Source organism: Pseudomonas sp. TE31087, assembly GCF_057284075.1.
Window position 1 is genome coordinate 5512127 of the sequence record NZ_JBXVNN010000001.1, and the last position, 16117, is coordinate 5528243.

General features: G+C 64.5%; 16 protein-coding genes. 13 read left to right on the forward strand and 3 right to left on the reverse strand.

Annotation, left to right across the window (positions count from 1 at the left end; translation table 11 throughout):
• Window positions 1-5: 5 nt before the first annotated feature.
• From ACZ899_RS24955 to ACZ899_RS25015, 13 genes are all read left to right on the forward strand, one after another.
• Window positions 6-527: a chemotaxis protein CheW gene (locus ACZ899_RS24955; protein ID WP_234563054.1), complete on the forward strand. Its 522-nt coding sequence runs from the start codon at window positions 6-8 to the stop codon at window positions 525-527.
• Window positions 524-1768: a CheR family methyltransferase gene (locus ACZ899_RS24960; RefSeq protein ID WP_234563055.1), complete on the forward strand. Its 1245-nt coding sequence runs from the start codon at window positions 524-526 to the stop codon at window positions 1766-1768. Before ACZ899_RS24955 ends, ACZ899_RS24960 begins: the two co-directional genes overlap by 4 nt.
• A complete protein-coding gene (locus ACZ899_RS24965) occupies window positions 1765-2430 on the forward strand; it encodes a chemotaxis protein CheW (protein ID WP_232857710.1) in 666 nt (221 codons plus the stop codon). The genes ACZ899_RS24960 and ACZ899_RS24965 overlap by 4 nt, the downstream gene beginning before the upstream one ends.
• On the forward strand, window positions 2427-4721 hold the full coding sequence (locus ACZ899_RS24970) for a hybrid sensor histidine kinase/response regulator (RefSeq protein ID WP_234563056.1): 2295 nt from the start codon (window positions 2427-2429) through the stop codon (window positions 4719-4721). The genes ACZ899_RS24965 and ACZ899_RS24970 overlap by 4 nt, the downstream gene beginning before the upstream one ends.
• Window positions 4718-5731: a chemotaxis response regulator protein-glutamate methylesterase gene (gene cheB, locus ACZ899_RS24975; protein WP_234563057.1), complete on the forward strand. Its 1014-nt coding sequence runs from the start codon at window positions 4718-4720 to the stop codon at window positions 5729-5731. Before ACZ899_RS24970 ends, cheB begins: the two co-directional genes overlap by 4 nt.
• Window positions 5732-5782: 51 nt before the next feature.
• Entirely contained in the window at window positions 5783-6787 is a 1005-nt protein-coding gene (locus tag ACZ899_RS24980; protein ID WP_050704372.1) for a response regulator, read from the forward strand.
• 1017 nt (window positions 6788-7804) lie between these two features.
• Window positions 7805-8900 (forward strand): peptide chain release factor 2 gene (prfB, locus tag ACZ899_RS24985; protein ID WP_234562843.1). Its coding sequence is split into 2 segments (ribosomal slippage): window positions 7805-7876 and window positions 7878-8900, totalling 1095 coding nucleotides; the frame shifts between segments, so codons are not numbered across the junction.
• A gap of 93 nt (window positions 8901-8993) precedes the next feature.
• Window positions 8994-10496 (forward strand): lysine--tRNA ligase, encoded by a 1503-nt coding sequence (gene lysS, locus ACZ899_RS24990; protein WP_232857712.1) that lies wholly within the window; start codon window positions 8994-8996, stop codon window positions 10494-10496.
• Between the two features lie 190 nt (window positions 10497-10686).
• On the forward strand, window positions 10687-11391 hold the full coding sequence (locus ACZ899_RS24995) for a TetR/AcrR family transcriptional regulator (RefSeq protein WP_062360515.1): 705 nt from the start codon (window positions 10687-10689) through the stop codon (window positions 11389-11391).
• Between the two features lie 29 nt (window positions 11392-11420).
• A complete protein-coding gene (locus ACZ899_RS25000; protein ID WP_062574967.1) occupies window positions 11421-11969 on the forward strand; it encodes a LolA-like protein in 549 nt (182 codons plus the stop codon).
• Window positions 11970-12061: 92 nt separating this feature from the next.
• Window positions 12062-13339 carry a flavohemoglobin expression-modulating QEGLA motif protein gene (locus ACZ899_RS25005; RefSeq protein ID WP_232857714.1) on the forward strand — a complete coding sequence of 426 codons (1278 nt, stop codon included), beginning with the start codon at window positions 12062-12064 and terminating at the stop codon, window positions 13337-13339.
• Window positions 13311-14234: an alpha/beta hydrolase gene (locus ACZ899_RS25010; RefSeq protein WP_203651059.1), complete on the forward strand. Its 924-nt coding sequence runs from the start codon at window positions 13311-13313 to the stop codon at window positions 14232-14234. Before ACZ899_RS25005 ends, ACZ899_RS25010 begins: the two co-directional genes overlap by 29 nt.
• Window positions 14231-14557 carry a PA3694 family proteiin gene (locus ACZ899_RS25015; protein WP_028691570.1) on the forward strand — a complete coding sequence of 109 codons (327 nt, stop codon included), beginning with the start codon at window positions 14231-14233 and terminating at the stop codon, window positions 14555-14557. The genes ACZ899_RS25010 and ACZ899_RS25015 overlap by 4 nt, the downstream gene beginning before the upstream one ends.
• A gap of 28 nt (window positions 14558-14585) precedes the next feature.
• Here the strand turns inward: ACZ899_RS25015 and ACZ899_RS25020 are convergent, their stop codons facing one another.
• The 3 genes from ACZ899_RS25020 to lptF form a co-directional block, all read right to left on the reverse strand.
• The gene (locus tag ACZ899_RS25020; RefSeq protein WP_186716345.1) at window positions 14586-14903 is read right to left on the reverse strand and encodes a type II toxin-antitoxin system RelE family toxin; all 318 of its coding nucleotides are present in this window, start codon (window positions 14901-14903) and stop codon (window positions 14586-14588) included.
• Window positions 14857-15141 (reverse strand): type II toxin-antitoxin system Phd/YefM family antitoxin, encoded by a 285-nt coding sequence (locus ACZ899_RS25025; RefSeq protein ID WP_234562844.1) that lies wholly within the window; start codon window positions 15139-15141, stop codon window positions 14857-14859. The genes ACZ899_RS25020 and ACZ899_RS25025 overlap by 47 nt, the downstream gene beginning before the upstream one ends.
• Before the next feature lie 139 nt (window positions 15142-15280).
• Window positions 15281-16069: a lipotoxin F family OmpA-related lipoprotein LptF gene (gene lptF, locus ACZ899_RS25030; RefSeq protein ID WP_203651060.1), complete on the reverse strand. Its 789-nt coding sequence runs from the start codon at window positions 16067-16069 to the stop codon at window positions 15281-15283.
• Between the last annotated feature and the right edge of the window lie 48 nt (window positions 16070-16117).

Below are 16117 nucleotides of genomic sequence, written 5' to 3' on the forward strand. Positions count from 1 at the left end.
CTGCGATGAACGACATGTCCCCCCGCGAGGAGCACGCCACCACCGACAAGGGTGTGCTGTACCTGCAGTTTCGCATCGCCGACCAGCGTTTCGCCCTGGATGTGCGCGAGGTGATCGAGGTCCTGCCGCATCGTGCGCTCAAACCCATCGCCCAGGCCCCGGCCTGGGTGGCCGGCGTGCTTGCCCATCGTGGTGCGCTGGTGCCGGTGATCGACCTGTCGGCGCTCAGTTTCGGCTCGCCGGCCCAATCGCGTAGCAGCACGCGCCTTGTGCTGGTGCATTATCGCGTCGATCCACAGCGCCCGCAGTTGCAGTTGGGGCTGATCCTGGAGCAGGCCACCGATACCCTGCGTTGTGCGCCCGAGGAGTTCCAGCCCTACGGCCTGGACAATGCCGAGGCACGTTACCTCGGGCCGGTGCGCCAGGACGCACGGGGCTTGCTGCAACGCATCGAGGTGGACGACCTGCTGTCGGACGCGGTGCGCGAGTTGCTGTATCCGCTGGAGCCAGGGCAGGTGCAGGCATGATTGAGCAACGTTTCTTTCGCTTCCTGCAGGAGCGCATCGGCCTGGACGTCGAGTCGGTCGGCGCGGCAATGGTCGAGCGTGCCTTGCGCCAGCGCTGCACCCTCGTGCAGGCGGTAAACCTGGACGACTACTGGCTGCGCCTGCAGCAGTCGACCGATGAGCAGCAGGCCCTGATCGAGGCAGTCATCGTTCCGGAAACCTGGTTCTTCCGCTACCCCGAATCCTTCACTGCGTTGGCGGGGCTGGCCCACAAACGCGTGGCTGAACTGGCCGGTGCCCGGCCTCTGCGTATCCTCAGCCTGCCGTGCTCCACCGGCGAGGAGCCGTATTCGATCGCCATGGCGTTGCTCGACGGCGGGCTGAGCCCCGGGGCATTCCGTATCGACGGCATCGACATCAGCCCCAGCTCGGTGGCCAAGGGCGAGCAAGGTGTTTATGGCCGCAATTCCTTCCGCGGCAGTGAGCTGGCCTTCCGCGAGCGGCATTTCACCGCCGTCGACGAGGCCCATCGCCTGGATGCGCGGGTGCGCCAGCAGGTCAGCCTGCAGGTGGGCAACGTGCTCGATCCGGCGCTGCGGGCGCGTGAAGGCCTCTACGATTTCGTGTTCTGTCGTAATCTGCTGATCTATTTCGACGTGCCGACCCAGCAGCGGGTGTTCGAAGTGCTCAAGCACCTGACCCATGCCCAGGGCGTCCTGTTCATCGGCCCGGCCGAGGGTAGCCTGCTGGCGCGCCTGGGCATGCGACCGCTGGGGATCGCCCAGTCATTTGCCTACGTGCGTCAGGATGAAGCGCCGCCGGTCGTCATTGCCAAGCCGGCGCCGGTGGCCCGCCCAGCAGTCGTGCCACGGCGGGTCGTTGCGTTGCCGTCACGGATCGGCAGGACAAGCGCCGCGCCAGTCGCCAAGGCGATGCCTGCCGAGGATGAGGCGCAACTGCTGGCCCGCATCGCCCAGCATGCCAATGCCGGCGACAGCGCCCAGGCCAGGGAAGGCTGCGAGCGCTATCTGCGCAAGTTCGCGCCCAAGGCACAGGTCTATTACTGGCTGGGGTTGCTCAGCGACACCGAGGGCGATGCCGCGCAGGCCATCACCCATTACCGCAAGGCCCTCTATCTCGAACCACAGCATCCAGAGGCGCTGATGCACCTGGCCATGCTGCTGGCCGCGCAGGGCGACGAGGCGGGCGCGCGGCGCCTGCAGGAGCGTGCTGCTCGGGCTGGCCGGGAGTCTGAACGATGAGCGGCGGATACCATATGCAACTGATCGCCCACGATGACGAGCAGATCGATGACTGCTGGAACCGTATCGGGGTGCATGGCGACAAGCAGTGCCCCTTGCTGCCACGGCATGTGCACTGCCGCAACTGCGAGGTCTATGCCGAGGCGGCCACGCGCCTGCTCGACCGTTATGCGCTGATCCAGGATGAACAGCTCGAGGCGCCAGTCGTGCAGGAAGAGGCGATCGGCCGCTCGATGCTGCTGTTCCGCCTGGGCGAGGAATGGTTGGCCCTGGCCACCGCCTGCCTGGCCGAGATCGCCCCGTTGCAGCCGGTGCACTCGTTGCCTCACCAGCGTTCGCGGGTGCTGCAGGGGGTCGCCAATGTGCGCGGTGCACTGGTGCCTTGCTTGTCGCTGGCCGACCTGCTGGGCGTGCCGATCGAGGCGGGCAGTGAGCGCGGCGGGCGGAGCATGCCGCGCATGCTGATCCTGGCGGCTGAAGGCGGGCCGGTGGTGGTGCCGGTGGACGAGATCGACGGTATCCATCGCCTCGACCCGGCGAGCCTGGACAATGGCCGCGATGCGGCGCACTTCACTGCGGCGGTGCTGCAGTGGCGCGGGCGCAGCGTGCGTGTGCTGGATGAACAACACCTGATGTCAGCCGTGAAGCGGAGCCTCTCATGACCCCGGAGCAAATGCGCGATGCGTCGCTGCTCGAGCTGTTCAGCCTGGAGGCCGAGGCCCAGACCCAGGTGCTCAGCGCGGGCCTGATGGCGCTGGAGCGCAACCCCGCGCAACCCGATCAGCTCGAGGCCTGCATGCGTGCGGCGCACTCGCTCAAGGGGGCGGCGCGGATCGTTGGCATCGACGCCGGGGTCAGTGTTGCCCACGTCATGGAAGATTGCCTGGTAGCAGCCCAGGAGGGCCGCCTGCTGCTGCGCCCCGAGCATATCGACGCGCTGCTACAGGGCAGCGACCTGCTGATGCGTATCGCCACGCCGGGCGATCAGGACAGCGAGGCCGCCGTGGCGGTGTTTCTGGCGCAGATGGCGGCCTTGCTCGACCCCTCGGCGCCCTTGCTGGCCAACGCGCAGCCGAGCACAGCGAGCCTGCCGCCTGTCGTCCAGCCCGCACTGCCGGAGCCTGAGCCCCTGTCGCCACCGGAACTCGAGGTCGAAGCGGAACCGGTGCCTGCCCGCAAGGCCGGAAAGCGTGGTGGCGAGGGTGGCGAGCGGGTGTTGCGGGTCACCGCCGACCGATTGAACAGCCTGCTGGACCTGTCGAGCAAGTCGCTGGTCGAGACCCAGCGCCTGAAGCCTTACCTGGCCACCCTGCAGCGCCTGAAACGTATGCATGGCCAGGGTATGCGGGGGCTCGACGGACTGAAGGCCCAGCTGGAGGAGAGCGGCCAGGGGCCAGAAGTGCTCGAGGCCTTGGCCCAGACCCAGCAATTGCTGGCCGAAACCCAGCAAATCCTGTTGCAACAGGCGGCTGACCTGGACGAATTCGGCTGGCAGGCCAGCCAGCGTGCGCAGTTGCTGTACGACACGGCGCTGGCGTGCCGTATGCGCCCGTTCGCCGATGTGCTCACCGGGCAGAGCCGGATGGTCCGCGACCTTGGCCGCTCGCTGGACAAGCCCGTACGCCTGCTGATTGAAGGCGAGAAGACTCAGGTCGACCGCGATGTGCTGGAAAAGCTTGAGGCGCCGTTGACCCACCTGCTGCGCAATGCGGTCGATCACGGCATCGAGCTGCCCGAGCAGCGCCTGCTGGCCGGCAAGCCAAGCGAGGGCACGGTACGCCTGCGTGCTTCGCACCAGGCCGGATTGCTGATCCTCGAATTGTCCGATGACGGTGCCGGTATCGATCTGCAGCGCCTGCGCCGCAGTATCGTCGAGCGTGCCCTGTCGCCGGCCGAGACCGTGGCGCAGATGAGCGAGGCCGAGCTGCTGACGTTCCTGTTCCTGCCGGGCTTCAGCCTGCGCGACACGGTCACCGAGGTCTCCGGACGCGGTGTCGGACTGGACGCGGTGCAGCACATGGTTCGCGAACTGCGCGGGTCCATCGAGTTGACCCAGGTTGTCGGGCAGGGCTGCTGCTTCCACCTGGAAGTGCCGTTGACCCTGTCGGTGGTGCGCAGCCTGGTGGTCGAGGTGGGAGGCGAGGCTTATGCCTTCCCCCTGGCGCATATCGAGCGCACCGTCGAAGTGCCGGCCGAGGCCATCGTGCAGATCGAAGGCCGTCAGCACTTCTGGCACGAAGGGCGGCATATCGGCCTGGTGGCCGCCAGCCAGTTGCTCAACCGGCCGGCGGCCCAGGGCGATGAACAGAGCCTTCGGGTAGTGGTGATCCGCGAGCGCGAGCAGCTCTATGGAGTGGCGGTCGAGCGGCTGATCGGCGAACGGGTGCTGGTGGTGATGCCGCTGGACGCGCGCCTGGGCAAGGTCCAGGACATTTCCGCCGGCGCCCTGCTCGATGATGGCTCGGTAGTGCTGATTGTCGATGTCGAGGACCTGCTGCGCTCGGTGGACAAACTGCTCAGCACCGGCCGTCTGGAGCGTATCGAACGGGGCGGACGGGGCGGCAAGGGCGTGACACGCAAGCGCATCCTGGTGGTCGACGACTCGCTCACGGTACGCGAGCTGCAGCGCAAGCTGCTGGGCAACCGCGGCTATGACGTGGCGGTGGCTGTCGATGGCATGGACGGCTGGAACGCCCTGCGCAGCGATGATTTCGACCTGCTGATCACCGACATCGACATGCCGCGCATGGACGGTATCGAGTTGGTCACCTTGGTAAGGCGCGACAATCGCCTGCAATCGCTGCCGGTGATGGTGGTGTCCTACAAGGATCGTGAAGAAGACCGGCGTCGTGGACTGGATGCCGGTGCCGACTATTATTTGGCCAAGGCCAGCTTCCATGACGATGCGTTGCTGGAGGCGGTCGTGGAGCTGATCGGAGGTGCCCAGGGATGAGAATCGCCATCGTCAACGACATGCCCATGGCCGTGGAGGCCCTGCGCCGTGCGTTGGCCTTCGAACCCGCGCACCAGGTGATCTGGGTGGCGGGCAATGGCGCCGAGGCGGTGCGCCTGTGCGCCGAGCAGACCCCGGACTTGATCCTCATGGACCTGATCATGCCGGTGATGGACGGTGTCGAGGCCACCCGGCGGATCATGGCCGAGACCCCGTGCGCCATCGTCATCGTCACGGTGGACCGCAAGCAGAATGTGCACCGGGTGTTCGAGGCCATGGGCCATGGCGCCCTGGATGTGGTCGATACCCCAGCGCTGGGCGCGGGCGACGCCCGGGAGGCGGCCGCGCCGCTGTTGCGCAAGATCCTCAACATCGGCTGGCTGATCGGGCAGCAGCGTCCCAGCGCTGCCCGGGCGGTGACCGCGCCGCTGCGCGAGGCTTCGCAGCGCCGAGCCCTGGTAGCCATCGGCTCGTCGGCCGGTGGGCCGGCGGCGTTGGAAGTGTTGCTCAAGGGCCTGCCGCGCAGTTTTCCGGCGGCCATCGTGCTGGTCCAGCATGTCGACCAGGTGTTCGCCGCCGGCATGGCCGAATGGCTCAGCACTGCGTCCGGCCTGCCGGTGCGCCTGGCCCGCGAGGGTGAGCCTCCGCAGCCGGGGCAGGTGCTGTTGGCCGGCACCAACCACCATATCCGCCTGCTGAAGAACGGCGAGCTGGCCTACACTGCCGAGCCCGTAAACGAAATCTACCGGCCCTCGATCGACGTGTTCTTCGAGAGCGTGGCGCGCTACTGGTCTGGCGATGCGGTGGGTGTGCTGCTTACCGGGATGGGACGTGACGGCGCCCAGGGCCTGAAGCTGATGCGCCAGCAGGGCTTCCTGACCATCGCCCAGGACCAGCAGAGCAGCGCGGTATACGGCATGCCCAAGGCTGCCGCGGCGATCGACGCGGCGGTGGAAATCCGTCCGCTGGAGCGAATTGCCGGGCGACTGATGGAAATCTTTTCGAAATGACGATATGTATTGAGGCGCGCCGCGTGGCCGGCGGTCAACGGGTGACTACGGATGAATGATCTACCGATCGAAGGTTTCACGACCATCAACGAAAGCGCGGCGATGGTCCTGCTGGTCGACGATCAGGCGATGATCGGCGAAGCCGTGCGCCGTGGTCTGGCCCACGAAGAGAACATCGACTTCCACTTCTGCGCCGACCCGCACCAGGCGGTGGCCCAGGCCATGCGCATCAAGCCCACGGTGATCCTTCAGGACCTGATCATGCCGGGTCTCGACGGCCTGACCCTGGTGCGCGAGTACCGCAACAACCCGGCCACCCAGGACATCCCGATCATCGTCCTGTCGACCAAGGAGGACCCGCTGGTCAAGAGCGCGGCCTTCGCCGCCGGGGCCAACGACTACCTGGTGAAGCTGCCGGACACCATCGAGCTGGTGGCGCGTATCCGCTATCACTCGCGCTCGTACCTGACGCTGTTGCAGCGCGACGAGGCCTATCGGGCCCTGCGGGTGAGCCAGCAGCAGTTGCTCGACACCAATCTGATGCTGCAGCGGTTGATGAACTCGGACGGTCTCACCGGGCTGTCCAACCGCCGTCACTTCGACGAGTACCTGGAGCTTGAGTGGCGCCGGGCTATTCGTGAGCAGCAGCAGTTGTCGTTGCTGATGGTCGATGTCGATTACTTCAAGGCGTTCAACGACAGTTTCGGCCACCTGGCCGGTGACGAGGCCCTGCGGCAGGTGGCCGAGGCCATACGTGGCTGCTGTTCGCGGCCGACCGACCTGCCGGCGCGATACGGCGGCGAGGAGTTCGCCCTGGTGCTGCCCAATACTTCGCCTGGTGGCGCGCGGCTGGTGGCGGAAAAGCTGCGCCAGACCATCATGGGCCTGAAGATTGCCCACACCGTCCCTGAGGCGGCCTCGCACCTGACCGTGAGTATCGGTCTGGCGACCTTGACGCCGAGTGTCGGTAGTCATTGCCGACAACTGATCTCGGCGGCGGACAAGGGGTTGTATCTGGCCAAGAACAGCGGGCGTAATCAAGTCGGGATTGCCTAAGTGAGTTCCCGCGGGGTGTTAGTGTTTTCAGAACTTACTAACCCTGCGGGACCGGCTTGTCGGCAGAGGCCATAAATTACAATTGCTGGCTAAAACCTAAACTCCAATTTCTTCGCTCTTCGCTCTTGCTTCTAAGTGCGCGGTAGATCAGGCAACACCAATTGCGACTTCAGGAGGCCGAGCGGAGTTCTTGCGAAGGGAGGTGACGGGCATGGATGCCCGTCAAGCGCTGCGCCCCAGGATGGGGCGTTCAGCGCGGTCCTCCCGGGAGCAAGAACGGAGCGAGGGAACCCCGGAGCGAAGCGTAGGGGCCGGATGAATGGAGCGAGGATTTTTTGGTTCCTTTTTGATCCTTCAAAAAGGGACCCGCCGTAAGGGCGGAAAGGTGACTTTGCGTCACCATCGCAAATGAATGCGCCTATAACTTTCAAAACTCATGCTTTAAAAGTCAAAGTCAAAGTCAAAGTCAAAGTCAAAGTCAAAGTCAAAGTCAAAGTCGGTCGGTGCTGGTTTTAATAGTTGTAAGTGCATTCATTTTCGATGTCGACGCATAGTCACCTTTTCGCCCTTACGGCGAGTTCCTTTTTGAAGGATCAAAAAGGAACCAAAAAATCCTCGCTCCATTCATCCGGCCCTCCGCTTCGCTACGGGTTCCCTCACTCCGGCCTTGCTCCCGGGAGGACCGCGCTGCAGGGCCCATCCTGGGCCCCAGCGCTTGACGGGCATCCATGCCCGTCACCTCCCTCCGCAAGGCCTGCGTTCGGCCTCCTGAAGTCGCGAAGGTACGGGCGGCGCCTGGGATGACGCAGCTGTCGCTAGCGGGTTATGGGGCTAGACTCCTGATCGGCAACGGCAACGGCAACGGCAACGGCAACGGCAACGGCAACGGCAACGGCAACGCCGGGAATAAGGCGTAAAGGGGTTTGCGCCCAGACCGCCCGGCGGGTCTGCCGCCAGCCCCCAGACTCGGTTATACTCGCGGGCTTTTCACCGAATTCGCACGAGAGCTGCCCGCCCATGGAAATCCAACCGATCCTGAACACCATCAAGGACCTCACCGAGCGTTCCCAGTCTATTCGGGGGTATCTTTGACTACGATCACAAACATGATCGTCTGGTCGAAGTAAACCGCGAGCTGGAAGACGCCGCTGTCTGGAACAAACCCGAGTACGCCCAGGCCCTGGGCCGCGAGCGCGCCATGCTGGCGCAGGTGGTCGAAACCCTCGACAAACTGTCCAACGGCCTTGGCGACTGCAAGGACCTGCTCGACATGGCCGTCGAAGAAGGTGACGAAGGTGCTGTCAGCGATGTCGTGACCGAGCTGCAAGGGCTGGAGGAATCCCTCGCCCTGCTCGAGTTCCGTCGCATGTTCAGCGGCGAGATGGACCCGAACAACGCCTACCTGGACATCCAGGCCGGCTCCGGCGGCACCGAGGCCCAGGACTGGGCCAACATCCTGCTGCGCATGTACCTGCGCTGGGCCGACAAGCGCGGCTTCGACGCCACCATCATCGAACTGTCCGAAGGCGAAGTCGCCGGCATCAAGGGCGCCACCGTGCACATCAAGGGCGAGTACGCCTTCGGCTGGCTGCGCACCGAGATCGGCGTGCACCGCCTGGTGCGCAAGAGCCCGTTCGACTCCGGCGCCCGTCGCCACACCTCGTTCTCGGCGGTGTTCGTCTCGCCCGAGATCGACGACAAGGTCGAGATCGAGATCAACCCGTCCGACCTGCGCATCGACACCTACCGCTCCTCCGGTGCCGGTGGCCAGCACGTCAACACCACCGACTCGGCGGTGCGTATCACCCACGTGCCGACCAACACCGTGGTGGCTTGCCAGAACGAACGCTCCCAGCACGCCAACAAGGACACCGCCATGAAAATGCTGCGGGCCAAGTTGTACGAGCTGGAAATGCAGAAGCGCAACGCCGCCTCCCAGGCCCTGGAAGACAGCAAGTCGGACATCGGCTGGGGCCACCAGATCCGCTCCTACGTGCTCGACGACTCGCGCATCAAGGACCTGCGGACCGGCGTCGAGCGCAGCGACTGCCAGAAGGTCCTGGACGGCGACCTCGACCAGTACCTGGAAGCGAGCCTCAAGCAGGGGCTGTAAACCGCACACCACCGCCGCGATACGAGGCCCAGGGCCCGTATCGCGTGCCCTGCCCGACAGGGGCAACGAACACCTGATGGAAAGAATGACGACATGAGCGACCTCAAGACCGAAGCGCAAGACCTGCAACAGGAAGAAAACGCCCTGATCGCCCTGCGCAAGGAAAAACTTGCCGCCGAGCGCGCCAAGGGCAATGCCTTCCCCAACGACTTCCGCCGCGACAGCTACTGCAACGATCTGCAGAAGCAGTACGCGGACAAGACCAAGGAAGAGCTGGAAGCAGCCGGCATTCCGGTCAAGGTCGCCGGTCGCATCATGCTCAACCGTGGCTCGTTCATGGTCATCCAGGACATGACCGGTCGTATCCAGGTCTACGTCAACCGCAAGACCCTGCCAGAAGAAACCCTGGCTGCGGTCAAGACCTGGGACCTGGGCGACATCATCAGCGCCGAAGGCACCCTGGCCCGCTCCGGCAAGGGCGACCTGTACGTCGAGATGACCAACGTGCGCCTGCTGACCAAGTCGCTGCGCCCGCTGCCGGACAAGCACCACGGCCTGACCGACACCGAGCAGCGCTACCGCCAGCGCTACGTCGACCTGATGGTCAACGAGGAAACCCGCCACACCTTCCGTGTGCGTTCGCAGGTGATCTCGCACATCCGCAAGTTCCTCATCGAGCGCGACTTCCTCGAAGTCGAAACCCCGATGCTGCAGACCATCCCAGGCGGCGCCGCGGCCAAGCCGTTCGAAACCCACCACAACGCCCTGGACATGGCCATGTTCCTGCGCATTGCGCCGGAGCTGTACCTCAAGCGCCTGGTGGTCGGTGGCTTCGAGAAGGTGTTCGAGATCAACCGCAACTTCCGTAACGAAGGCGTTTCGACTCGTCATAACCCCGAGTTCACCATGCTCGAGTTCTACCAGGCCTACGCCGACTACCGCGACAACATGGACCTCACCGAGGAACTGTTCCGCGAGCTGGCGCAGCTGGTACTGGGCAGCACCGACGTGCCGTACGGCGACAAGGTGTTCCACTTCGGCGAGCCGTTCGTGCGCCTGTCGGTGTTCGACTCGATCCTCAAGTACAACCCGCAGCTCACCGCCGCCGACCTGCAGGACGTCGACCGTGCTCGCGAGATCGCCAAGAAAGCCGGCGCCAAGGTGCTCGGCCACGAAGGCCTGGGCAAGCTGCAGGTGATGATTTTCGAAGAGCTGGTCGAGCACAAGCTGGAACAGCCGCACTTCATCACCGAGTACCCGTTCGAAGTCTCGCCGCTGGCCCGTCGCAACGACGACAACCCGGCCGTGACCGACCGCTTCGAGCTGTTCATCGGTGGCCGCGAGATCGCCAACGCCTACTCCGAGCTCAACGATGCCGAAGACCAGGCCGAGCGCTTCCTGGCCCAGGTGGCCGAGAAGGACGCCGGTGACGATGAGGCCATGCACTACGACGCCGACTTCGTCCGCGCCCTGGAATACGGCATGCCGCCGACCGCCGGTGAAGGCATCGGCATCGACCGTCTGGTGATGCTGCTGACCAACTCGCCGTCGATCCGCGACGTGATCCTGTTCCCGCACATGCGCCCACAGGCCTGAGCGATCTGAACAAGCCGCCTTTCGAGGCGGCTTTTTCATGCCTGAAGCTTTATGTTGTTTGTGCTGGCCTCTTCGCGGGTAAATCCGCTCCCACAGGGGAGTCGCACTTAACCTGTGGGAGCGGGTTTACCCGCGAAGAGGCCGGCACCGGCAACCCACTGTTCATGAGGTACCTCCAGTGACCCCCGCAATGCCCCACCAGGGCGCCGCCGGCATCGCCACCGCCGTCGCCGAGAGCGTGCAGTACCAGGGCCGCAAGACCGCCCGCCAGGGCAGCGAGCAGCGCCGCCAGCAGATCCTCGACGCCGCCATGCGCATCGTCGTGCGCGATGGCGTGCGCGGCGTGCGCCACCGCGCCGTGGCCGCCGAGGCCGGTGTGCCGTTGTCGGCCACCACCTACTACTTCAAGGATATCCAGGACCTGCTGGCCGATACCTTCGCCCAGTACGTCGAGCGCAGCGCGGCCTACATGGCCAAGCTCTGGACCAACACCGAAGGCGTGCTGCGCCAGTTGCTGGCCCAGGGCGACGGCACCCCCGAGGCCCGGGCGCACCTGGCCGATGAAGTGGCGCGCATGCTGGCCGACTACGTCCTGCGCCAACTGAACAACCGCCGCGACTTCCTCATGGCCGAGCAAGCCTTTCGCCAGGAGGCGCTGCTGTGCCCGCGCCTGGCCGAACTGGTGCAGGCCCACGAGCAGATCCTGCTGCATGGCGCGCGACAGATCCTGCAGGTGGTCGGTTCGCGTCAGCCCGAGCAGGATGCCCAGATGTTGACGGCGATAATCGAGCAGATGGAATATCAGGGCCTGCTCAAGGATGCGAATGCGCAGGCCGATGAGCAGATGCTCGCTATCCTTGTCCGATACCTGCAGATGGTGCTGGCCTCGGCCTGAGTGGTGAACGACTTTTCAAGGAGAACCTGATGAAAGCCTGGCGTGTGGTGTTGTTGACCTTGTCATTCCTCCTGCTGGGCGGTTGTCTGGTGACGTTCGACGAGCCGCTGCCGGCCAACCAGCCGGCGCCCAAGGCCCTGCTCGGGCAGTGGAGCAGCAAGGACGCCTGGGGCCAGCCGCTGAAGCTGAGCATCAGCCGCGCCGGCGGCAACACCTACAAGGCGGTGGCCCGCGCCCAGGGCAAGGCGCCCGAGGAGTACGCGTTCACCGTGGCCCGGCACGGCAACCGCTGGTACCTGTCGGCCGGCGTGCCCAAGCGCCTGGGCGGCAACTTCCTGATCGGTGGCTTCGAGGTGATCGACGGCAAGCAGCTGGTGGTCTACAACCTCGATGTCGAGCAGGTGCAGCAGGCCGTCGCAAAGAAAGAACTGAGCGGGCGCAATACCGAAGTGCCGGAAGATAACGGCGAGGGCGTGCTGATCGACAGTCCGACCGAGCGGGTGCTGGCGTACCTGGACGATCCCGCCAACTCCGATCTGTTCGTCGAGGTGGCGCGCTTCCAGCGTTCCGGTAAATAGCAGTGAGCATACCGGCCTCATCGCGGGGCAAGCCCGCTCCTGGTTGTGGGAGCGGGCTTGCCCCGCGATGAGGCTCCAAGAAGGAGTCCCGCGTGGACGAGTACCAGCAGACCATACGCACGTTGTCCGACCGCATCGTCGCCACCCAGACCCCGATCCGCGTGCTTGACGCAGTGAAATGGGACGACGGCATCCGCCAGGGCTTCCTCAAGGCCAAGGGCAAGGAGCCTCCGGCGGTGGACCGTGCCTACTACCAGAGCCGCCCGCTGTCGTTCGACTCCAGCGCGGTGAAGGCCGAATTCCAGAGCATCGAGCGCGACATCACCCGGCAGTTGGGCCAGTTCAACCCGGTCGGGCAGATCATGCGGCGGATGTGCAAGGAATACCGCATGGTGGTGCGCATGCTCGAGGCACGCGGCACCGAGGACTTCGGGTTGATTTCCCAGGAGCTCTACGGCGCCGCCTCCGACGCCTTCCACGCCGGTGATCCGACCCTGGCCGACCTGGGCCTGATGCTCTCGGATTACCTGAACAACATCGACGGTCGCGGCGACCTGAAGGACGAACCGAAGAACCTCACGGCCAAGGAAGCGGTGGCGATCCTTCAGCGTCGCCTGAACAAGGTGTTCGGCGAAGCCGAGGAGACCATCCGCGTGTTCGAGTCCGACGGCATCGTCGCTGACGCCGCGGCCGGCGCCGACTACATCAAGGTGCGCGCCGACGCGATGTTCAACAGCCGCGACGTGCGCGCCCTGGAAGTGCATGAAGGCCTGGTGCACGTCGGCACCACCCTCAACGGCCTGAACCAGCCGATCTGCACCTTCCTGGCCAAGGGCCCGCCCTCGTCGACGGTGACCCAGGAGGGCCTGGCCATCCTCATGGAGGTGATCGCCTTCGCCTCCTACCCCAGCCGTCTGCGCAAGCTCACCAACCGCACCCGTGCCATCCACATGGTGGAGGAGGGCGCCGACTTCCTGCAGGTCTTCGAGTTTTTCCGTGGCCAGGGCTTCGAGATGGGGCAGAGCTACAGCAATGCCAGCCGGGTGTTCCGTGGTTCGGTGCCCAATGGCCTGCCATTCACCAAGGACTTGTCCTACCTCAAGGGCTTCATCATGGTTTACAACTACATTCAGTTGGCCGTGAAGAAGGGCAAGCTCGAGCAGATCCCGTTGCTGTTCTGCGGCAAGACCACCCTGGAAGACATGCGCACGCTGCGCCAGCTGGTCGAGGAAGGGCTGGTCGAACCGCCCAAGTACCTGCCCGAGCAGTTCCGCGACCTCAACGCGCTGTCGGCCTGGATGTGCTTCTCCAACTTCCTCAATCACCTGAGCCTGGACCGTATTGAAGCCGACTACGCGAACATTCTCTGACGCCTGCCGTCACCTCGCCTTCGGCCTCGGGTTGCTGCTGTTGAGCGGCTGCAGCAGCCTGCTGTTCTACCCTGAGCCCGGCCAGCCGTTCACCCCGGAAATGGCCCACCTGCAGTACCAGGACCTGACCCTCAACGCCGCCGACGGCACGCGTCTGCATGGCTGGTGGCTGCCTGTGCCGCAGGGTGTCGAGGTCAAGGGCACGGTGCTGCACCTGCATGGCAATGGCGGCAACCTGGCCTGGCACCTGGGCGGCAGCTACTGGTTGCCGAAAGAGGGCTACCAGGTGCTGATGATCGACTATCGCGGCTATGGGCTGTCCCAGGGCAAGCCGACATTGCCTGACGTGTATGGCGACATCGGCGCGGCGCTGGACTGGCTCGACAAGGCGCCCCAAGCCAAGGGCAGGCCGCTGGTGCTGCTGGGCCAGAGCCTCGGCGGGGCCATGGCCATCCACTACCTGGCCCAGCACCCCGAGCAGCGCCGACGCTTCAGCGCCCTGGTGTTCGATGGCGTGCCGGCCAGCTACCGGGCGGTGGGGCGTTATGCCCTGAGCACTTCGTGGATGACCTGGCCACTGCAAGTGCCGCTGTCGTGGCTGGTGCCGGACGGCGACAGTGCGATCAACTCGATCGCCCGCCTGGACAGCCCGCCGAAGCTGTTCTTCCACAGCATCGACGACAACCTCGTGCCGTTGGACAACGGACTGCGCCTGTACCGCCAGGCGCCGCCGCCCCGGGTGCTGCAGCTGACCCGGGGCGACCATGTGCAGACTTTCGCCGACCCGACCTGGCGCCAGGTGATGCTGCGCTTCCTGGAAGACCCAACCCATTTCAACGGCCTGCGCCGCCTGGCCGAAGTACCCAACTACCCTGATGAGAAGAACAAGCAATGAGTGAAGAACGCAACGCCATCCCGCTGATCCTGACTGGCGTCGGCAGCATCATCGTGACGGTGGGAGCCCTCTGGTACTACGGCTACCTGCATTTCGCCAAGCCCGAGGATGCGCTGTTGCTGCAGGATTTCACCATGCTCAAGACCATTCCGGGGGAAGACTACAAGGTCTCGCTGACGCCAGCGCCACAGGTGGCACAGTGCATCGATGGCGTGCTGGTGCTGTTCGACACCGAGCAGAAGGGCCTGACCGGGGTGCTGGTGGACAACCGCAAACGCGCGGTGCGCTGCATGGGGCAGGAGACGCCGCAGCAGGTGCAGTGAATGATGGGGCTGCTGCAATGCGGCCCGATCAGTTCAATCGCGCGCTGGCGACTGAATAGACATCGCATCTTTCACGTTTGCCGATCGCGATGACAAGCACTACCACGCGCTGATCAATCACCTGGTAGACCAAGCGGTAGCCGGCTGATCTCAATTTGATCTTGTAGCAATCAGCCATGTTATTGAGCCGGTCTTTTTCAACTCTGGGTCGAGCCAGTCGGGCCTTGAGTTTCTTGGCAAGCTGCAGGCGCAATGTGGGTTCGAGCTTGCGGTACTCCTTGTGCGCTCGTGAATCAAACTCAAGGTTGTAGCTTGCTGTCGCGCTCTGCGTCGGCGATGAGCTCATCAATATCCACCCTCACGGTAGGCCCGCCAAGCCGCTGGCGTACCAGCTCGGCCAGTTGGATATCGTCAATCAGATCCATCATCGCCTCGTAGCGCTCTGGTGGTACTGCGTAGAAGGCGGGCTCGTTCCGATTGAGGATCACCACGGTTTCACCGTGCGCTTGGCGAATGGTGCCCATTGGGTCTTTCTTAAAGTCGGTGATGGATGCTGCCAGATCGGCGAGGACAGGGTAGGTCATAGTTGTATCAACCCATTTGTCGAGAAGGATGGATGTCTCAGTGTAGTGCCTTTAAAGGTGTCTTTAAAGGTGCTTTGACGAAAGGTCAAGCATGAAAAAACCCGCCATCAGGCGGGTTCTTTCATTCAGACAGCAGCCCTTATTGGACTTGGCTCACCGCCCGCGGCGCCACTGGCTGGTTGTCGTTGGAGATAGTCACCTCCACCCGACGGTTCTGCGCGCGGCCCGAGTTGCTGCTGTTGTCGGCCACCGGGTACTCCTTGCCGTACCCCTGGGCGACGATGCGCGCAGGATCCACGCCGGCACGTACCAGTGCCATGCGCACGGCACCGGCGCGGCGTTCGGACAGGGTCTGGTTGTAGTTGGCCGAGCCGACGCTGTCGGTGTAGCCCTCGACGATCACCTTGCGCTCGGGGTTCTCCTGGAGGAACTGGGCCAGCTTGGTGACGTTGGGGTAGGCGCTGCTCTTGAGCACGGCCTTGTTGAAGTCGAACAGCACGTCACCGAAGGTCACCAGGGTGCCACGATCGGTCTGTTTGGCGTTCAGACTGTCCTGCAGCTTTTTGATCTGCGCGTCGCGGGCATCCAGCTTGGCCTGGGCGCGCTGGGCGGCGGCGTTCTTCAGTTCCGCCTCGGCGCCGCGCAGGGCGATGGTCTGCTTGGCCACTTCGACGCGCTGGTTGGTCAGGTAGGCGAGCTGGTCGACCTTCTTCGAGTCCTCGCGCTCCATGTAGGCCTTGTCGGCCTTGTTCAGCCAGTCCTGGGCATCCTTGGTCTCGAGCGCGGCGACCTTGCTCGACTGCGGGTCGCTCTGCAGGGCGGAGAAGTTGGTGCGGGCCGACTCCAGGTTGGCGTTCGGGTCGTGGGAGCAGGCGGCGAGGCCTACGCTCAGGGCCAGCAGGGCGGGAATCATGACGTAGTTGCGCATAGTGTTCATCCTTTGATCGTTAACGAAGGCTCATGAGGCTGGGCAGGG